Origin of the sequence: Pedomonas sp. (assembly GCF_036515995.1) — a bacterium.
GTDB lineage: Bacteria > Pseudomonadota > Alphaproteobacteria > Sphingomonadales > Sphingomonadaceae > Pedomonas.
Window position 1 is genome coordinate 1 of record NZ_DATBUP010000145.1, and the last position, 18465, is coordinate 18465.

The 18465-nt window shown below is 64.3% G+C and carries 16 protein-coding genes and 1 pseudogene; all 17 read right to left on the reverse strand.

The annotated features are described in order from the left end of the window. On the reverse strand, positions 1-1621 hold a 1621-nt coding region (gene pnp, locus VIG90_RS11335), incomplete at its 3' end, for a polyribonucleotide nucleotidyltransferase (RefSeq protein ID WP_331593628.1). A gap of 355 nt (positions 1622-1976) precedes the next feature. Continuing rightward, positions 1977-2246, reverse strand: coding sequence for a 30S ribosomal protein S15 (gene rpsO / locus VIG90_RS11340; protein WP_331593629.1), 270 nt, complete (start codon positions 2244-2246; stop codon positions 1977-1979). A gap of 13 nt (positions 2247-2259) precedes the next feature. Next, a complete protein-coding gene (gene truB, locus VIG90_RS11345) occupies positions 2260-3195 on the reverse strand; it encodes a tRNA pseudouridine(55) synthase TruB (protein ID WP_331593630.1) in 936 nt (311 codons plus the stop codon). Continuing rightward, positions 3192-3677 carry a 30S ribosome-binding factor RbfA gene (gene rbfA / locus VIG90_RS11350; RefSeq protein WP_331593631.1) on the reverse strand — a complete coding sequence of 162 codons (486 nt, stop codon included), beginning with the start codon at positions 3675-3677 and terminating at the stop codon, positions 3192-3194. Before rbfA ends, truB begins: the two co-directional genes overlap by 4 nt. A gap of 428 nt (positions 3678-4105) precedes the next feature. Further along, positions 4106-7090 (reverse strand): translation initiation factor IF-2, encoded by a 2985-nt coding sequence (gene infB, locus VIG90_RS11355; RefSeq protein WP_331593632.1) that lies wholly within the window; start codon positions 7088-7090, stop codon positions 4106-4108. Continuing rightward, the gene (locus tag VIG90_RS11360; protein ID WP_331593633.1) at positions 7087-7737 is read right to left on the reverse strand and encodes a DUF448 domain-containing protein; all 651 of its coding nucleotides are present in this window, start codon (positions 7735-7737) and stop codon (positions 7087-7089) included. Before VIG90_RS11360 ends, infB begins: the two co-directional genes overlap by 4 nt. Beyond that, positions 7724-9268, reverse strand: a complete 1545-nt coding sequence (gene nusA / locus VIG90_RS11365; protein ID WP_331593634.1) for a transcription termination factor NusA — start codon at positions 9266-9268, stop codon at positions 7724-7726. The genes VIG90_RS11360 and nusA overlap by 14 nt, the downstream gene beginning before the upstream one ends. A gap of 231 nt (positions 9269-9499) precedes the next feature. Then, positions 9500-10057: pseudogene (gene rimP, locus VIG90_RS11370) on the reverse strand (ribosome maturation factor RimP); the annotation flags it as partial. Positions 10058-10252: 195 nt separating this feature from the next. Then, complete coding sequence (trmB, locus tag VIG90_RS11375; protein ID WP_331593636.1) at positions 10253-10948, reverse strand: tRNA (guanosine(46)-N7)-methyltransferase TrmB; 696 nt, start codon at positions 10946-10948, stop codon at positions 10253-10255. Positions 10949-11235: 287 nt separating this feature from the next. After that, complete coding sequence (locus tag VIG90_RS11380; RefSeq protein ID WP_331593637.1) at positions 11236-11730, reverse strand: hypothetical protein; 495 nt, start codon at positions 11728-11730, stop codon at positions 11236-11238. Positions 11731-11740: 10 nt separating this feature from the next. Continuing rightward, positions 11741-12052, reverse strand: coding sequence for a hypothetical protein (locus tag VIG90_RS11385; RefSeq protein WP_331593638.1), 312 nt, complete (start codon positions 12050-12052; stop codon positions 11741-11743). A 258-nt stretch (positions 12053-12310) separates the two neighbouring features. Then, positions 12311-13528 (reverse strand): methionine adenosyltransferase, encoded by a 1218-nt coding sequence (metK, locus tag VIG90_RS11390; RefSeq protein ID WP_331593639.1) that lies wholly within the window; start codon positions 13526-13528, stop codon positions 12311-12313. Between the two features lie 207 nt (positions 13529-13735). Continuing rightward, positions 13736-14179, reverse strand: a complete 444-nt coding sequence (locus VIG90_RS11395; RefSeq protein ID WP_331593640.1) for a helix-turn-helix transcriptional regulator — start codon at positions 14177-14179, stop codon at positions 13736-13738. 134 nt (positions 14180-14313) lie between these two features. Next, positions 14314-15888, reverse strand: a complete 1575-nt coding sequence (gene lnt / locus VIG90_RS11400; protein WP_331593641.1) for an apolipoprotein N-acyltransferase — start codon at positions 15886-15888, stop codon at positions 14314-14316. Positions 15889-15925: 37 nt separating this feature from the next. After that, the gene (locus VIG90_RS11405; protein WP_414695495.1) at positions 15926-16834 is read right to left on the reverse strand and encodes a hemolysin family protein; all 909 of its coding nucleotides are present in this window, start codon (positions 16832-16834) and stop codon (positions 15926-15928) included. After that, complete coding sequence (gene ybeY, locus VIG90_RS11410) at positions 16827-17351, reverse strand: rRNA maturation RNase YbeY (protein ID WP_331593643.1); 525 nt, start codon at positions 17349-17351, stop codon at positions 16827-16829. The genes VIG90_RS11405 and ybeY overlap by 8 nt, the downstream gene beginning before the upstream one ends. Further along, positions 17338-18357 (reverse strand): PhoH family protein, encoded by a 1020-nt coding sequence (locus VIG90_RS11415; RefSeq protein WP_331593644.1) that lies wholly within the window; start codon positions 18355-18357, stop codon positions 17338-17340. Before VIG90_RS11415 ends, ybeY begins: the two co-directional genes overlap by 14 nt. Positions 18358-18465 lie beyond the last annotated feature (108 nt).

Genomic DNA, 18465 nt, shown 5'->3' on the forward strand with positions numbered 1-18465 from the left:
TGCCGCCCAGAGCCTCGTTCATCTTCTCAAGGATGTGAGCGCGGCCCGCGTGAGCCTGCTCCAGCGCCACCTTCATGATCTCTTCGGTGATGCCGGCAACCTTGATGTCCATCTGCAGGGCGGTAATGCCCTCCGAGGTGCCTGCCACCTTGAAGTCCATGTCGCCGAGGTGGTCCTCGTCACCCAGAATGTCGGTCAGGACGGCAAAGTCCTTGCCTTCCAGGATGAGGCCCATGGCGATGCCCGAAACCGGGCGCACCAGCGGAACGCCAGCGTCCATCATCGATAGCGAACCACCGCAGACGGTCGCCATGGAGGAGGAGCCGTTGGACTCGGTGATGTCCGAGACCACGCGCAGGGTGTACGGGAACGCGTCCTTCGCAGGCAGAACCGGGCGCAGGGCGCGCCAGGCCAGCTTGCCGTGGCCCACTTCACGACGGCCTTGGAAGCCGAAGCGACCCACTTCGCCGACCGAATAGGACGGGAAGTTGTAGTGTAGCATGAAATGCTCGTGGCGGGTGCCGTCCAGGCTGTCGATCATCTGCTCGTCGTCGCCGGTGCCCAGCGTCGTGGTGACGATCGCCTGGGTCTCGCCGCGGGTGAACAGCGCCGAACCGTGGGTGCGCGGCAGAACCTGCGTCTGCACGTCGATCTGGCGAACCGTCTTGGTGTCGCGGCCGTCGATGCGCTTGCCGTCCTTCAGGATGGCGGTGCGGACGATGTCCTGCTCCAGCTTCTTCAGCAGCTTGCCGATGAGCTGACTACCGTGCTCCTCGCCCAGAGCCTCAACGGCCTTGGTCTTGGCGGCGTCGATGAGCGCGCGGCGCTCCGACTTGGCGGTGATGGCATAAGCGGCGCGCAGGTCGGCTTCCACCAGATCGCGCAGAGCCTTCTCGACAGCCGAGGTGTCCGGCTTCTCGGCCAGAACCCACGGTTCCTTCGCAGCGGCTTCGGCCAGGTCGATGATGGCGTCGATGACCGGGTGAGCGGCCTTCTGGCCGAACATCACGGCGCCGAGCATCACGTCTTCCGGCAGTTCCTTGGCTTCGGATTCAACCATCAGCACGGCGTCGCGGGTGCCGGAGACGACCAGATCCAGAGCGGATTCCTGCATCTGCTCGACGGTCGGGTTCAGCACGTATTCGCCGTTGATGTAACCAACGCGAGCGCCGCCGATCGGGCCCAGGAACGGAATGCCAGAGAGGGTGAGGGCGGCCGAAGCGCCAACCATCGCCACCACGTCCGGATCGTTCTCGCCGTCGTAGGACATGGTCTGACAGATCACGAGGACTTCGTTATAGAAGCCTTCCGGGAACAGCGGGCGGATCGGGCGGTCGATCAGGCGGGAGATCAGGGTCTCACGCTCGGTCGGGCGGCCTTCGCGCTTGAAATAGCCGCCCGGAATCTTGCCGGCGGCGAAAAACTTTTCCTGATAGTGGACGGTCAACGGAAAGAAGTCCTGACCTTCCTTGACGCTCTTGGCACCGACCACGGTGCAGAGAACGGCGGTTTCGCCGTAGGTGGCCAGCACAGCGCCATCGGCCTGACGGGCAATACGGCCCGTTTCCAGAGTGAGCTTGCGCCCGCCCCAGATCACTTCTTTCTTCTGAATATCAAACATTGAATGTCTTTCTCATCCGCAACCGGGCCCTATTGCCCAGCCGCACAGCTGGTGAGTTGTCGGGATCAATTCCCGCAGGTCGCTGCTGATCAACGCCTGCGATCGTCCCCGGTATCCGCCTGTGGGAAAAGGTGTCGTCCAGTGAGCGCGGCGGGAAACGCTCCGGGCAAGGACTGTGCCTCAAGACGCAACAAACTCAAAGGCCCATGAGGGGCCCGTTCGCCGGAAAATATACCCGGCTTATATTTCGTACGGCCCAATAAGCAAAACGGTTCAATAAGCAAAACGGGGAGGAAGCGGCCAATGGCCGTCTCCTCCCCGCCTGCTAAAACCGCTTTTGGTTCTGTATCCGCAATTAGCGGCGCAGACCCAGGCGCTCGATCAGAGCCTGATAGCGAGCCACGTCGCGCGACTTCACGTAGTCGAGCAGCTTGCGACGCTTGTTGACCAGCATCAGAAGGCCACGACGGGAGTGGTTGTCCTTCTTGTGGGTCTTGAAGTGCTCGGTCAGGTTGGCAATGCGCTCGGAGAGGATCGCGACCTGGACTTCCGGCGAACCGGTGTCGTTGCCCGCGCGGGCGAAGTCAGAAATGATTGCCTGCTTCTTTTCAGCCGTAACCGACATCATGGTCTCCTTATCAAATCAGGTTTAGGCCCCTCAGCACGCGAACCTGGCCGTCAACGGCCTCGACGATGGCAACGGGCGTCTGCCCATCCATCGCCATGTAGGTCCCCGGACTAAGGGAAGACCCGTCCAGCCTCTGACCCTGCCGCAGCAGGAGGGCTTCGCGGGGGGCGACCGCCAAAGCCGGGATGTCGTCCAGCCCTGCGGTCACAGGCAAAAGCGCCTGTTCCGGTTGCTGCTCTTGAACGAGAGTCGCAAGATTGTCCAGCAGAATCGAGGTTTTCAACTCGAACGGCCCCGCCTTGGTGCGGCGCAGAACAGAGACGTATCCGACTGTCCCCAGCGCCCTGGCGATGTCCCGCGCGAGCGAGCGGATATAGGTGCCCTTGGAGCACAGGCAGGAGAAACGCGCCTCCGTCTCGCTCATGCCGACCAGTTCCAGCCGGTGGATGGTGACGCGGCGGGACTTCAGCTCCACCGTCTCCCCGGCGCGGGCGAGGGCATAGGCGCGCTCGCCGTCCACCTTCAGCGCGGAGTAGATGGGGGGCACCTGCTCGATCTCACCCGTAAAGCGGGGGAGCACGGCGCGAACGGCCGCCTCATCCGGTATCACGTCCGACGTGGCGATGACTTCCCCCTCGCCATCGTCGGTCGAGCGGGCCTCGCCAAAGCGGAGCGTGAAGTCATAGCCCTTGGTGGCGTCCAGAATGTAGCCGGTCAGCTTGGTCGCCTCGCCCAGAGCGATAGGCAGAACGCCCGTCGCCAGCGGATCGAGCGTGCCGCCGTGGCCGATCTTCCAGCCCTTGGGCAGACGCCCGCGCAGGATGCGCTTGCAGGCAGCCACGACCTGACCGCTGCTCATGCCCAGCGGCTTGTCGATGTTCAGCCATCCGTGCAGGGGGCGCTGCAAGGAGGAACCCTCAAGCGGGCGGGCCTGCTGCTCGCTCATGCGTCCCGGTCTTGGTCGTCGTTGCCGCCGGAGAGCATGCGCGGGCCAGTGTCCTCGCCGTCTTCATCTTCGTCGTCTTCCGGGATCTGGTAGCGGCCCAGATCCTGCGCTACGCGCGGGTCACGCAGCAACGAGTCGATCTTGCTCGCCTCGTTGAAGCTCTCGTCCACCCGGAACACCAGATTGGGCGTGTATTTCATCGTGCGGAGGCGGTGGCCCACTTCGCCCTTCAGAAACCGGGCGTTGCGGCGCAGGGCCGCCATCACCTCGGGCTCGTCGGTCCCGCCCAGCGGCACGACGAACACGGTGGCATGGCGCAGGTCGGGCGACACGCGCACTTCGGTCACCGTCACCAGATGCTTCGCAAGCACGTCATCCTGCACATTGCCGCGTGCCAGCACCTCGGAGAGCGCATGGCGAATCTGCTCGCCGACGCGCAGCAACCGCACGGAGCGGCCGGTGTCTGTGGATTGTTGGCGCATGGTTCGTGTCCTTCGGCTCTGTGAGCCCTGCGTTAGTACATTTTCTCTGCTTTTTGCAGGGGGCTTGAGCCCCTGCGCCCCGTCCGTTTCGATGGTGCGCGCCGTTCATGGCCGGTGCGCCCTTTCGTGAGCCGGGGTGTTTGGGCAGCGCGCATCAGGCGGGGTAAAGCCGTGCCGTTCGCGCGTTCCTGAAAAACGAATGGAAGTGCAAAGGGGAAGCCCTTTGCGGCAAAACCCTATCAAAGCCCGGGAGCTGACAAAAATCCAGATCTCAGGCCCTGCCAAATCTCAGGCCCTGCCAAAACTCGAGCCCTGAACGCCGTTGCGGGCGGCTTCTCCTGGTCCTGTTGCCACAGGCCCTGGAAAAACCGCCCGCGGGCGTGACGAAAGGGAAGCGGGGGCTCTGTTGCCAGAACCCCCGCAAGTCATCAGAGCGTGCGCTCGCGCTGCTCGATTTCGTAGGCTTCGATGATGTCGCCGACCTTGATGTCCTGGAAGTTTTCCAGCGTGACACCGCACTCGAGGCCTGCGCGGACCTCGTTGACGTCGTCCTTGAAGCGACGCAGCGAAGAGAGCGCGCCGTTGTAGACGATGACGTCGTCGCGCAGGATGCGAGCCTTGAGGTTGCGGCGCAGGTTGCCTTCGCGGACGATAAGACCTGCTGCGCGACCGGCCTTGCCTGCCGAGAACACGTCGCGGACTTCGGCGCGGCCAACCACATTCTCCACCATCTCCGGACCCAGCTGACCGGCCATGGCGGCCTTCATGTCGTCAATCAGGTCATAGATGATGTCGTAGTACTTCAGCACCACGCCGTCGCGCTCGGCCACTTCGCGAGCCTTGGCGTTGGCGCGGACGTTGAAGCCCACGATCGGTGCGTTGGAGGCCTTGGCCAGCGTCACGTCGGATTCGGTGATGCCACCGACCGCTGCGTGCAGAACGCGGGTCTTGATCTCCTCGGTGGAAAGCTTGGACACGGCCTGCGAGATCGCCTCGACGGAGCCATGCACGTCGGCCTTGATGACCACCGGGAATTCCTGAGCCTTGTTGGCCTTGAGGGCCGAGAACATGGACTCGAGGGTCGTCGGGGCCACGGCCTGACGCTTCCGCTGCGCGAGGGTGGCGCGGTATTCGGCCACTTCGCGAGCACGGGCTTCGTTCTCCACAACCGAGAAGCTGTCGCCAGCACCCGGAACGCCGGAGATACCCAGGATCTCGACCGGCTGGCTCGGGCCAGCCTGCTTCACCTGACGGCCCTTGTCGTCCACCAGCGCACGAACCTTGCCCCACTCTGCGCCGACGACGAAGATGTCGCCGACCTTGAGCGTACCGCGGCTGACCAGCACGGTTGCCACCGGACCACGGCCCTTGTCGAGCTTGGCTTCGATGACGGTGCCTTCCGCCGGACGGTCTGGGTTGGCCTTCAGCTCGAGCAGTTCCGCCTGCAGCAGGATCTTCTCGGTCAGTTCATCCAGGCCGATCTTCTTGAGCGCCGAGACTTCCACGTCCTGCACTTCGCCGCCGAAGGCTTCGACCTGCACGTTGTGGTTCAGCAGCATCTCGCGAACCTTGGTCGGGTTCGCTGCCGGCTTGTCGACTTTGTTGATCGCCACGATCATCGGAACGCCAGCAGCCTTGGTGTGGTTGATGGCTTCGATGGTCTGCGGCATCAGGCCGTCGTCGGCCGCCACAACCAGGATGACGATGTCGGTGACGTTTGCACCGCGCGCACGCATCTCGGTGAAGGCTTCGTGGCCCGGGGTGTCGAGGAAGCTGATCTTCTCGCCGCCCTTCAGCGTCACCTGGTACGCACCGATGTGCTGGGTGATGCCGCCGGCTTCGCCCTGCACCACGTCGGTGCCGCGCAGGGCATCGAGCAGCGAGGTCTTGCCGTGGTCGACGTGACCCATGATGGTCACCACCGGCGGACGCGCCTTCAGCGATTCCGGAGCGTCCTCGCCACCGGTCAGGCCGATTTCGACGTCGGACTCAGCCACGCGCTTCACGGTGTGACCGAAATCGGTGACGATCAGTTCAGCGGTGTCCTGGTCGATCGACTGGTTCAGCGTCACCACCATGCCCATCTTGAACAGGGCCTTGATGACGTCCGAGCCGCGCTCGGCCATACGGTTGGCCAGTTCCTGAACCGTGATGGATTCCGGAACGACCACCTCGCGGACCTGCTTCGCGGACGGACCCTGCGAAGCGTGCGAACGCTTTTCCTTTTCGCGGGCGCGCTTCAGAGCGGCCAGCGAGCGGACACGGACCGAGTCGTCGTCGTTGAGCGCACGCACCACGGTGAGCTTGCCGGACTGGCGACGCTCATCGGTACGCGGGCGGGCAACCTTCGGAGCCTCGGGCTTGCGCTTGGCCGGACCGGCAGGGCCACGACGGACCTCTTCCTCTTCGTCGGCCGTAACCGGGCGGGCCTTGGCCGGACGCTCGGCGCCGGCTGCCGGAGCAGCTGCAGCCGCGGCGCGGTCCTCGGCAGCCGGCTTCGGCTGAGCGGCCTTGCGCTTGGCTTCTTCTTCCTTGCGCTTGGCTTCCTCGGCGGCGAGGCGAGCAGCCTCTTCCTCGGCCTTGCGCTTGGCTTCGCGCGCTTCCTTCTCGGCCAGCTGAGCGGCTTCGCGCTCGGCATCGGCGCGGCGGCGCTGTTCTTCCAGAGCGCGCATGCGCTCTTCCTCGGCCTGGCGCAGAGCAGCCTGGACGCGTTCCTGACGGGTCAGGCGGTCAAGGTCGCTGATCGGGCCGCCGCCGCCAGCGCCGCCACGGCGCTGCTGCTGGCCACCACGACCCTGCTGCTGGCCGCCACGGCCCTGCTGCGGACCACGGCCACCATCACGGCCGCCGTCACGACCCGTGCGACCGCCCTGGGGCTGGCCACCGCGGTTGTCGCCGCGGTTGTCACGACCGTCACGACCCTGCGGCTGTGCCGGTTTCGGCGCGGCCGGGGCTGCCGGAGCAGCCGGGCGGGTCTCGGCGACCGGGGTGGGTTCGGGAGCAGGTGCGGGCTCCGGTTCGGGCTGTGCCACGACCGGGGCAGGAGCGGGTTCCGGCTCGGGCTCGGGTGCCGGTGCAGGCTCCGGAGCCACTACAACGGGCTCACGGACGGGCTCGGGCTCGACAGCCACGGGCTCGGGGGCCGGGGCGGGCGCGGGCTCAGGCGCGGGAGCCGCTTCAACCGTTTCCGGCTGAATCTCGGTCTGGGGCTCCAAGGTTTCCACCTCGGCCTCCATCTCCTCGCGATGATCGTCCTCACCGGGGCGCTTCAGCACGCGGCGCTTCTTCACCTCGACCATCACAGTCTTGGAGCGCCCGTGGCTAAAGCTCTGCTTGACCTTGCCGGCTTCAATTGTTTTCTTGATGCCCAGCGGTGGCCGCGAGCCCAGGGTGAGTTTCTTATCGTCAGTCATCCACGAACCGTCCCAATTTCCGAGCCCGGAAATTCTACAAAAGCACACCAGCGGCGCGCGTCTTCCAAGATTCGACGCGCGGCACCCGAGTCGGTGATCGCAGCGTGTACCACATTTTCACGGCCCAACGCCAAGCTCAATTCGGCTCTGGCGACGGGCAGCCGCAGCATATAACCGTCAGGCCGGATTTGGCGCAACGCACCGTCCAGCTTGGCGGCCCCATCGTGGGCTGCATCACCTGCATGCACCAGAGCATATACGCGCCCGGTGCGGATAGCACTGAGAATCCGGTCGAACCCGAAAGACAGTTTTCCGGCCCGATTCTCCAGTCCAAGGCGAGAGAGACAACGCTTCTCCAGCCCCGCGGCAATCTGATCCGGGAAATTTTCCGGAACGACCAGACTCCGTGCGTCCACCTTGAGAGTGCGCGCGGCCTGGCCTTTCAGCTTGCCCTTGGCGATGGCCGTCTCGAGCGCCGGACGGTCGGGGCTAATCCATGCGCCCCGTCCGCCGAGTTTCGAGCCGAGATCGGCCACAAGCTCGCCCTCGGGGCCGACAACGAGGCGTATAAGCCCCGCGCGGTCCCCGCTTTCACCAGTGAGAAGACAGCGCCTCTCAGATATATCATCAGCGTCAGTCTTGTTCACTCGTTTCCTCTGCTTCGTCCTCGAACCAGTGGGCGCGCGCGGCCATGATGACTGCGTTGCCCTCTTCCTCGCTGAGGCCAAATTCCTTCAGGATGCCGTCCCGCTTCGACACCAGTTCGTCGGTGGCGAGGTCGGCCAGATCATCCAGCGTCTTGATGCCCGCCTTGCCCAGCGTCACCAGCATCGGCTCGGTGAGCGCTTCAATGGCGGCCAGTTCGTCGGTCACACCCAGTTCGCGGCGCTCTTCGCGCGCCTTCTCGGCCTGACGCTCCAGCGCTTCCTGAGCGCGGTTCTGAAGCTCGGAGGCGACGTCCTCGTCCAGGCCCTCGATCTCGGCCAGGTCCTCGACTTCAACGTAAGCCACTTCCTCCAGCTCGGTGAAGCCTTCGGCCACCAGCAGCTGGGCGAGGGTTTCATCAACGTCCAGTTCGTTGATGAACATCTCGGAGCGTTCCTTGAATTCCTTCTGGCGGCGCTCGGACTCTTCAGCCTCGGTGAGGATGTCGATGGTCCACCCGGTGAGCTGGCTGGCCAGACGCACGTTCTGACCGCGACGGCCGATGGCGAGGCTCAGCTGGTCGTCGGGCACCACCACCTCGATGCGGCGGTCTTCCTCGTCCAGAACCACCTTGGTCACTTCAGCCGGCTGCAGTGCGTTCACGATAAACGTGGCCGGATCCGGCGACCAGGGGATGATGTCGATCTTCTCGCCCTGCAGTTCCTGCACAACCGCCTGAACGCGGCTGCCCTTCATGCCGACGCAGGCGCCGACCGGGTCGATGGAGCTGTCGTTGGAGATGACGCCGATCTTGGCGCGCGAGCCCGGATCGCGGGCAACGGCCTTGATCTCGATGACGCCGTCATAGATCTCCGGCACTTCCTGGGCGAACAGCTTGCGCATGAAATCGCCGTGAGCGCGGGAGAGGAAAATCTGCGGACCACGGTTTTCGCGGCGCACGCTGGCGATGTAGGCGCGAACGCGATCGCCGACGCGCAGGGTTTCGCGCGGAATCTGCTGGTCGCGGCGGATCACGCCTTCGGCGCGGCCCAGATCCACGACGACGTGGCCGAACTCGACGCGCTTCACGACGCCGGTGATGACCTCGCCCACGCGATCCTTGTATTCGCTATACTGACGCTCACGCTCGGCATCGCGCACCTTTTGCACGATCACCTGCTTGGCGGTCTGCGCGGCGATGCGGCCGAAGTCCAGCGGCGGCAGCGGGTCGGCGATGAAGTCGCCAATGGCCGCGCCTTCCTTGCGGGACTGGGCATCGAAGATGGAGATCTGCTTGAACAGGTCGTCCGGCTGCTCAACCACCTCCACGACACGCCACAGGCGCATGTCGCCGGTGCGCGGATCGATCTTGGCGCGGATATCGTTTTCCGAACCGTAGCGGGCGCGGGCGGCGCGCTGGATCGCCTCCTCCATCGCCTCGAGCACGACGCTCTTGTCGATGCCCTTTTCGCGCGCCACGGCGTCGGCGATGGCAAGCAGTTCCATTTTGTTGGCGCTGACGGCGGTAGCCATGATGTCCTCGCGTCGTTGTTCTCAGCTTTCGTCTATTCCGGAGTTCCGGAACAACCTGGCCTAGTTGTCGTCCGTCTCCGAAGAGACATCCCTGGATGCAGTGGCGGCCGCTTCTTCCTCGGCGTCCACCGCTGCGAACCAACTCTTGTTACCCTTGGGCGACTTGCCCTTCGAGCCCCGGGCCTTGCCGCCTTTCAGCGGCTTTTCCTTCTGGGGCTTCGGATCCTTCAGGCCGGCTGCGCGGCGGGCCGCGCGTTCCTCGGCCTGCGCGGCGGCTTCGGCTTCCACCTGCTCGCGCCACTCGGGAACGGTGGCATTCACCAGCCGGTCGGTGAGCAGCAGCTTGGCGGAGTCGATGTCGGCCAGCGGAATGCGGTAGGCTTCCTGGTCCTTCTCGCCCCGGAACAGCACCTCTTCGCCGTCCAGCCCTTCAAGCACGCCATTATGGCGCTTGCGGCCGTTCACCGGAGTGCGGGTGTTGATGCGGGCGTCATGGGTGGCCCAGGTCTGGTAATCCTTGGCGCGGGTCAGCGGACGGTCGATGCCCGGCGACGAGACTTCCAGTCGATACTCGCCTTCGATCGGGTCCAGCTCGTCCAGCATGTCGGAAATGGCGCGGCTGATCGCGGCGCAATCATCAATCACCAATTGGCCGGTATCGGGACGCTCTGCCATCACCTGGAGGGTGGCATTGCTTGCGCCGCCGCTGAACGAAATGCGCACCAATTCATAGCCCATCTTGGTGACGATGGGCTCAACCAGCTCGCGCAGACGTTCAATATTGACCAAAATCGTTTCCTGTAATGCTTGGAACAAAACCCTCGGGTTGCCGCCGCAGCCCCTGTGGCGACTTCCTCAAGGTATACCCGTGTGGAAGATTGCAAGGGATATAAGCCTAAATGGCAAGAAAGACAAGGCCACGCCTGATCAGGCTGTGGAAAAGAAATTCCACTGCAAATCCGGCCCCGGCGCAACCCCTCTATTTTAGGGGCGCAGGTAGCGGAAATACCAGATCGGGCGGCCTTCGGATTCTGCCCATGTACCGTATCGGGTGGCAGGCCAGTCGGCGGGCCGAACCTCCCAGTCCTGCGGACGCTCGGCGGTCCAGGCGAAATCGTCCCGCAGATTCATCTGCATCACCGTCCACTGCATGTAGATCGGGTGATCGGTCGCCACGCGGAATTCACCGCCCGGGCGAAGCTTGCGGGCCACCACGTCAAGCGGGCCCTGGTTCATGAACCGGCGCTTGGCGTGACGCGCCTTCGGCCACGGATCGGGATGCAGCAGAAACACGCGGCCCAGACTCGCATCGGGCAAGGCTTCCAGAACTTCCAGAGCATCGCCCATGTGAATGCGAATATTCGGCAGCTGTTTTTCATCGATATGGTTGAGCGCGCCGACAACGCCGGTCTGGAACGGCTCGCACCCGATGAAACCGATGTCCGGATTCGCCTCGGCCAGCGTCGCCATATGCTCGCCCTTGCCGAAGCCGATCTCCAGCCACACATCCGTCACGGGCGTGTCGAACAGGGTGGCGGGGTCCAGCGTCTGTCCTTCCGGCGGCACCGGCACGGCCACCTGCGGCAGCAAATCCTCCACCAGCTGCTGCTGGCGATTGCGCAGCTTGAAGCCTTTGCGCCGGCCATAGAGGCGGCGGATGGTGGTGGGATCCTGGGTCATGGGGCTGCTTGCCGTTCCTGCATTCCGTTACACTGGCCGAAGCCTGTCGGCCACGGCGGCGTCTTGTTAGCGCATCAAACCGGAAAGTGGGACCCGCTTTTCGGCAAATCCAGCGCTTGAGGAAAAATGGCGCGAATGCCGGCCAAGGCGTTGCCCGTTTGTCAGTGCTCCCGCAGTCGTTGCTCTCCTCTCCTGTGGTGCCCGACTCTGGTTGAGCCCGGCTCCGATTGAATCCGGCTCCCGTAATACCGGGCTTCCGTTATGTCCGGCACCGTGTCCTGGAGCGCTCAGCGGCGTCCTGCAAAGGCGCGCTGGCCCGTTTCCGTATCCGCCGGGGCCCCGATGCTGGTGCCGCGACTGGCGGTGCCGCCGGGTGGTGTCACATCCCGTGTTCCGGCCACACCTGGCGGCTGCGCAGGGTGAGGGCCGCGCCACAGGGATTGCAGCGTAATGCTCGCGCCGATGATGCCCGCCAGGGCGACGGTGAACCATGACTGCGCCAGCGGAGCCAGCAAGTCCTCATCGAACGGGACGAGGGGCATGAGGATGTAAATGACGAAACTGGAACCGCTGCTCAGGTTGGCGATGGTGAAGCCCGAATGCGCGCTCCCGTTTCCGGCGCGCCCCCTGCGACGGGACAGGGAGATTGCCGCGCCCACACCGGCAAACAGCACCGCCCCGATCAGCGACAGGAGGTAGAACTCTGCCGGAGTATGCGGAGCATGAGTATGCACGAGCTCGTGCAGGAAGCCGTGAAGGCCCCCAATGGCGGAGGTGCTCAAGGGTAAAAGCTCAGGCGGACAGGGTGGCCCGAACGCCGATGACCATGCCGATAGTGGCGGCCACGGCCTGACCGGTAAGTGACAGGCCGGAACCAAACCCGGCGGCGACCACACCGGTTGCCGAGATCATGAAGATTCCCATGCCAAAAACATTGATGATGCCTTGTGGCTGGCAAAGCCGCTGAAGTTTCCGGGCAATCATGGCGTTGCGGGCTCCGGCTGCTGTGTGTCTGTGCAGGGCCTTCCGGGTCAACACAACTTCATCAACAGTAACCGCGCAGAATGACGCAACGCTTGAAGAGACAGCCGGGCGAACCGACAAGGTGTGCTTTCCCGAAAGGACGCTTGGCATCGTTATGAGTTCCTTCTTATGGCCAGGCTTTCGGAAGGAACGTAAGGGCACACAGGGCGACGCGTAAAGGACGCTATAGTCTAATATCCGTCTAATCAAGCGAGGCTGGGCAGGGGGCTGCCCAAAGGAAAACGGCTCGCAATCCCTTGGAAATCAGGGGACTGCAAGCCGCTGGATACTGGGCGTGAAGCACGATGCGCCGCACCTCACGCTGTTAGACTCAATCGATTAAAGTGCCGCCTTCAGTGCATCGACCAGATCGGTGCGCTCCCATGAGAAGCCGCCATCGGCCTCCGGGTCGCGGCCGAAGTGGCCGTAAGCGGCGGTGCGCTCGTAAATCGGCTTGTTGAGGCCGAGATGGGTGCGGATACCCTTGGGCGTCAGCTTCATCAGCGTCGGCAGCAGGTGCTCCAGCTTGTCTTCGGTCACCTTGCCGGTGCCGTGCAGGTTCACATAGAACGACAGCGGCTCGGCCACGCCGATGGCGTAGGAGATCTGCACGGTGCACTGGCGGGCCAGGCCGGCGGCCACCACGTTCTTGGCAAGGTAACGGCAGGCATAGGCGGCCGAACGGTCAACCTTGGTCGGGTCCTTGCCGGAGAAGGCGCCGCCGCCATGGGGCGCGGCACCGCCGTAGGTGTCCACGATGATCTTGCGGCCGGTCAGGCCAGCATCGCCATCCGGGCCGCCGATCTCGAACAGGCCGGTCGGGTTGACGTAGATGCCTGCGTCTTCCGGCAGCCAGCCTTCCGGCAGAATCTCGGTGACAATGTCCTTCACGTAAGACCGCAGCTTGGCCTGGTCGTAACCAGTGGCGTGCTGGGTCGAGACAACCAGCTTGGTGGCGCGCACCGGGCTGCCGTTCTCGTAGGCGAGGGAAATCTGGCTCTTGGCGTCCGGCTCAAGGAACGGCGCGCGGCCCGAGTGACGCTCCTCAGCCAGCCTTTCCAGAATGCGGTGCGAGTAGAACAGGGTTGCGGGCATGTAGGCCGGCGTCTCATCGCAGGCGTAGCCGAACATGATGCCCTGGTCGCCCGCGCCTTCGTCCTTACCGTTGGTCGCGTCTTCATCAACGCCCTGCGCGATGTGGGCCGACTGCTCGTGCAGGTGGCAGGCGAACTCGGCGTTCTCCCAGTGGAATCCGTTCTGCGCGTAGCCGATGCGGCGAACCACGTTGCGTGCCGTCTGCTCGATTTCCTCGGGCGTCACCTCAACCGACGAGCGCACCTCGCCTGCCAGAATGATGCGGTTCGTTGTCACCAGCGTTTCGCAGGCGACGCGGGAAACCGGGTCTTTTGACAGATACAGGTCAACGATGGCGTCGGAAATCTGGTCGGCAACCTTGTCGGGATGCCCTTCCGAAACGGACTCGCTGGTAAAGACGTAATTGGTGCGGCCCACGCTCAGATCCTTGGCTGAATATACTGCATCGCGTGAGGGGGTCATATCACAGCCCCCCGCAAACATCAAAGTCATATAAAGTTATGTTTATGTCTTTAAATTCTTGTTCTTGGAAAGCGGAAGTCAAGGGCTCCATGCATAATCAAGGTGTTGATAAAGCTTTAAAAACGAAAGATCCGCCATCCCGGGAGGGTGGCGGATCTGGCAAGGCTTTCCCGCAAGCGGGCATGGAATGCCGGCTGCGACGTGGTCTTACGCCGCAGCCTTTCGCTGTTCCTGCACGTCAATCTCCTCGGCTGGCGCCGGGGCGACGGACTTCAGCAGGTCGAGGAACCGGCGGCGCACCTGAGGATCAGGCAGGCCGTAGTAGAAGCGCAGCAGATCATGGGTTTCGCGGGAGGACAGCTGCTCAGCCTCGAACGGGGCGGCGGCCGCCTCGGGCAGCACGGCATTGGCTTCGCCGTCCAGCGCTTCGGCGCCTTCGTAGAAATAGGTCACCGGCACCGCGAGGATGCGGGACAACTCGAACAGGCGGCTCGCGCTGATGCGATTGCTGCCGCGCTCGTACTTTTGCACCTGCTGGAAGGTCAGGCCGAGGGCCTCTCCCAGCTTTTCCTGCGTGATACCGAGCAGGCGTCGCCGTGCGCGTACGCGGGTGCCAACATGGATGTCGATCGGGTGAGGTGTGTCGGACATAACTCGGATCAAATCTACTGTTACACGTTCCGGCACTGGCCAGCGGCACGTCTTGCCGCGGCAGCACCGGTTCCGCCGGATGGCCGCAATTGCTTCAGGCCAATATTGGCCTGAAGGGGTCTTCCGGCGCGCGTTTAAGAAGCGCGCCGGAAGACCGCAAGACCGAGGCTGAGCAGGAATAGCCCAAAAATCACGGGCACATCGCCAAAGCGAGCATAAAGCGTGATGGGCTGAGGTGCAGGCAGCGCTCCGGTGAGAACGCCGCTCTGCCCGAGGCCAAGGCTGGCTTTCAGCCTGCCTTGGGAGTCGATGATGGCGGAGACGCCCGTCGGTGTCGAACGCACGATGGGCAGGCCTTCCTCGATCGCTCGCATGCGGGAGATGGCGAGATGCTGGTATGGTCCGGAGGACTGGCCGAACCAGGCGTCATTGGAGATGTTCACCAGCCAGGCCGGGCGATGCGCCCGCTGCACCACGTTGCCGGGGAAGATGACTTCATAGCAGATCAGCGGTCCGAAATCGGGAATGCCGGGGACCTGCAGCGTGCGCACTCCGGGGCCGGGCACGAAGTCGATGTCGCCGGGGGCGAGACGGTCAAGGCCGAGCGGGGACAGCAGGTGGCGCAGCGGCATGTACTCGCCGAACGGGACCAGATGAGACTTGTCGTAATAGGCCTGAATCGCGCCATCGGGCGAGAGGACGAACAGGCTGTTGCGCATGGCGACCGGCATGCCGTCCGGCTCGTACTCCACACGAATGCCGCCGGTGATCAACGCCCCCGGCGAGGCGATGTGCCGCCCCATCAGGTAACGGGTGCTGGGCTCATGCTCGATGAAGTTCTGGATGGCCGTCTCCGGCCAGATGACGATGCCCGGGCCGTGGCGGTTGATCGCCTCGCTGGTCAGGTCGAGATGCGACCACAGATGGCGGCGCTCGGCCGCCGGGTCCCACTTCTCATCCTGTCCGATGCCAGCCTGCACGATGTGCAGCTGGACATTAGTCTGCGGCGTTGCGCTGTCCAGCAGCAGGCGGGCGGAGCCCCACACGCCGAGCCCGACGATGACGACGGCCGTGAAGCTGACGAGGCGGCGTGCGTGGATGGTGCGGTCCGCCAGCACGGCAAGCGCACTGCCTGTCAGAACCATGAGGAACGACAGGCCGTAGACACCGAACAGCGAGGCGGCCTGCGCCACCGGAAGCAGCGGCAGCCAGCCGTTGCCCGCCAGATTCCACGGGAAGCCGGTGAGGATGTGCCCGCGCAGCCATTCAAGCGCCACCCAGGCAATCGAGAGGACCAGAGCGCGGCGGGCGCGTCCGCTCCAGACGCGATGGGCCGCGAACGTGGCAAGCGCCGGGAAGAAGGCGAAAGCTCCCACCAGCAGCAGCACTGCCGGCAATCCAAGCGCCGGGGGCATGTTGCTCTGGTACCGGAAAGCGATGGCGACCCAGTACAGCCCGATGGCGAACTGGCCGAAGCCGAAAATCCAGCCCAACGCCGCCGCCCGGCGGGACGTGGGGGCGCTGTCCAGCAGCCACAACAGCACGGCGAAGCCCAGCGGCAGCAGCGGCAGCAGGTGCAGCGGCGCGAACGCCAGCGCGCTCAGCGCGCCTGCGGTCAGGGCGAGCGTGTTCTGGTGGCGGGCGGGTTGCGAGGCAATCCAGCTTGCCGCATGTGCGGCGGCAGTCTCGATCCGGCTGGGCTCAGACAAGGTCGGCACTCGAACTTCAGGGGCTGCTGTATGCACCTCAGGCTTCAACTTCGGGCTCGGCGGGCGGATGCACCCTCACCCGGGTGATGCGGCGCGGCTCGCCATCCACAATCTCGAAGCGGAAGCCCGAGGGGTGCTCGATCACCTCGCCGATGGCGGGAACCCGTCCGGCGAGCATGAAGATCAGGCCGCCGACGGTGTCGATCTCGCTGTCATCGTCTTCGGGCAAGAAGTCGGTGTTCAGCTCGTTCTCGAGATCGGCGACGGACAGCCGGGCGTCGGCTTCGTACAGACCGCCGGGCAGGGGCCGCAGCAGGGTCTCTTCGGCTTCGTCGTGCTCGTCCTCGATCTCGCCGACGATCTGTTCCACCAGATCCTCGATGGTGACGAGGCCGTCGGTACCGCCGTACTCATCGACCACGATGGCCATGTGGGTGCGGCTGGAGCGCATGCGGGCCAGCAGATCGAGAATCCGCATGGAGGGCGGCACGAACAGCACCGAGCGCAGCAGCTGGTCCACCTTCGGTGTGCCCCCCTCGGACGGCTCGACCAGATGGGCGTACACGTCCTTGACGTGGACCATGCCGATGATGGCGTCCAGGCTGTCGCGATAGACCGGCAGGCGCGAATGGCCTGCCTCCACGAACAGCCGGGCCAGCTCGTCGAAGCTTCCGGAGGCGTCGAAGGCGATGATGTCCGGGCGGGGCACCGCCACGTCGTCAACCCGCAGTTCGCCGTAGCTCAGCAGGTTGCGCAGCATGGTCCGCTCGGCGGCGGACAGATCGTCCGGCTCATCGGCGGATTCATGTTCATCGATAACGTCTTCAAGGCTCTGGCGCAGCGTGCCGTCGCCGTGGCGCTTGTTGAGACGGTGGAGCAGGCCAGCCAGCAAGCGGCTGACCACGTTACTTCCAGGCTCCGAGGAGGATGAGGAGGAGTCAGTCATGGCCTATCGGGCCGTTCGCGTAAGGATCGGGAAGTCCGAGGGTTGCGAGAATGGAACGTTCAAGCGATTCCATGGCTTCTGCGTCGTTTTCGTCTTCATGATCATACCCTAGCAAATGAAGGGTGCCATGAACAATGAGATGGGTGACGTGGGCCGCCAGCAGCTTGTCCTGCTCCCGCGCTTCCCGCAGCGTGGTCTCGTAGGCAATGACAATATCGCCCAGCAGTTGCTCGATGCCGGGAATGAACGGGCCGTCCAGTTCGTCCGTATCCATCATCGGGAAGGAGAGCACGTTGGTGGCCTTGTCCTTGCCGCGATAGTCCCGGTTCAGTTCGCGAATGGTCTCGTCGTCTACGAAGCGCAGCGAGACTTCCGTCACCGTGTCCGGCAGCTGGTCAAGCGCGGCGTAGGGCGTCGCCCGAACGGCAGCGTGGATCGCTCCTGCCGCAAGCTGGTCCCAGGCAAGCCCCGCGGAGTCCCAGACCGGGGCTTCAACCTCAGTTTCAATTCTCAACATGTCGCTCTGCGTCGTAAGCTTCTACAATGCGGCCCACTAGCGGGTGGCGGACCACTTCCTTCGGGTCGAACCGGACCATGGCGATCCCCTCGACGCCTTCCAGTCGTGCAACGGCATCGGCCAGGCCGGAGCGCTGCGGCGGCGGCAGGTCCACCTGAGTGGGATCCCCGCAGATGACCATCCGGCAGCGTGTGCCGAAGCGGGTCAGGAACATCTTCATCTGCATGGGTGTGGTGTTCTGCGCCTCGTCGAGAATGACGAAGGCGTCGGATAGCGTACGCCCGCGCATGAACGCCAGCGGCGCCACCTCGATCTCGCCCGAGGCGAGACGGCGCTCCACCTGCTCCGGCGGCAGCATGTCGTTCAGCGCGTCATAGAGCGGGCGCAGGTAGGGGTCCACCTTCTCGCGCATGTCGCCGGGCAGGAAGCCCAGCCGCTCGCCCGCCTCAACCGCCGGGCGGGAGAGAATGATGCGATCAACGCCGCCAGAGATGAGCTCGTGCACTGCCTGCGCCACGGCGAGGTAGGTCTTGCCCGTGCCGGCAGGGCCGAGGGCGAAGATCATGTCGCTCTTGTGCAGGTGCTGGATGTAGCGCACCTGCGTGGGCGAGCGCGGCTGGATGACCTTGCGGCGGGTGCGGATCTGCAACGGGGAATCGCTGCTGCCCTCGACCGGCGGAACGCTGGGGGCCAGCAGGGTGTCCGTCATCGCGACGGCGGATTCCACGTCGGCCAGTTCGATCTGCCCGCCCTGCTGCAGGCGGTTGTACAGGGTGATGAGCACATCACGCGCGCGTGTTGCCGATTCATGCTCGCCCTCGATGGTGAGCCGGTTGCCGCGCGCGGCGATGAACACGCCGAGCCTATTTTCTAGAGCAATGAGGTTCTGGTCGAACTCCCCGAAGAGCGGGCCGAGAAGCCGCCCTTCTTCAAACTCCAGCTGCACACTGCCCTTGGAGCCGCCGTCACCGGTGTGAGGACTGCTTCGGAATGGTTTCTTGCCCATCAACCCTCGCGCCTAGAGTGCTTTCAAGCAGCAGGGCCCATGCCCTGCGGTTCAGAAAGTCGGATCATCTCACAACTTAGAGCCCGTGATCCGCTTGCCCAGCAGATC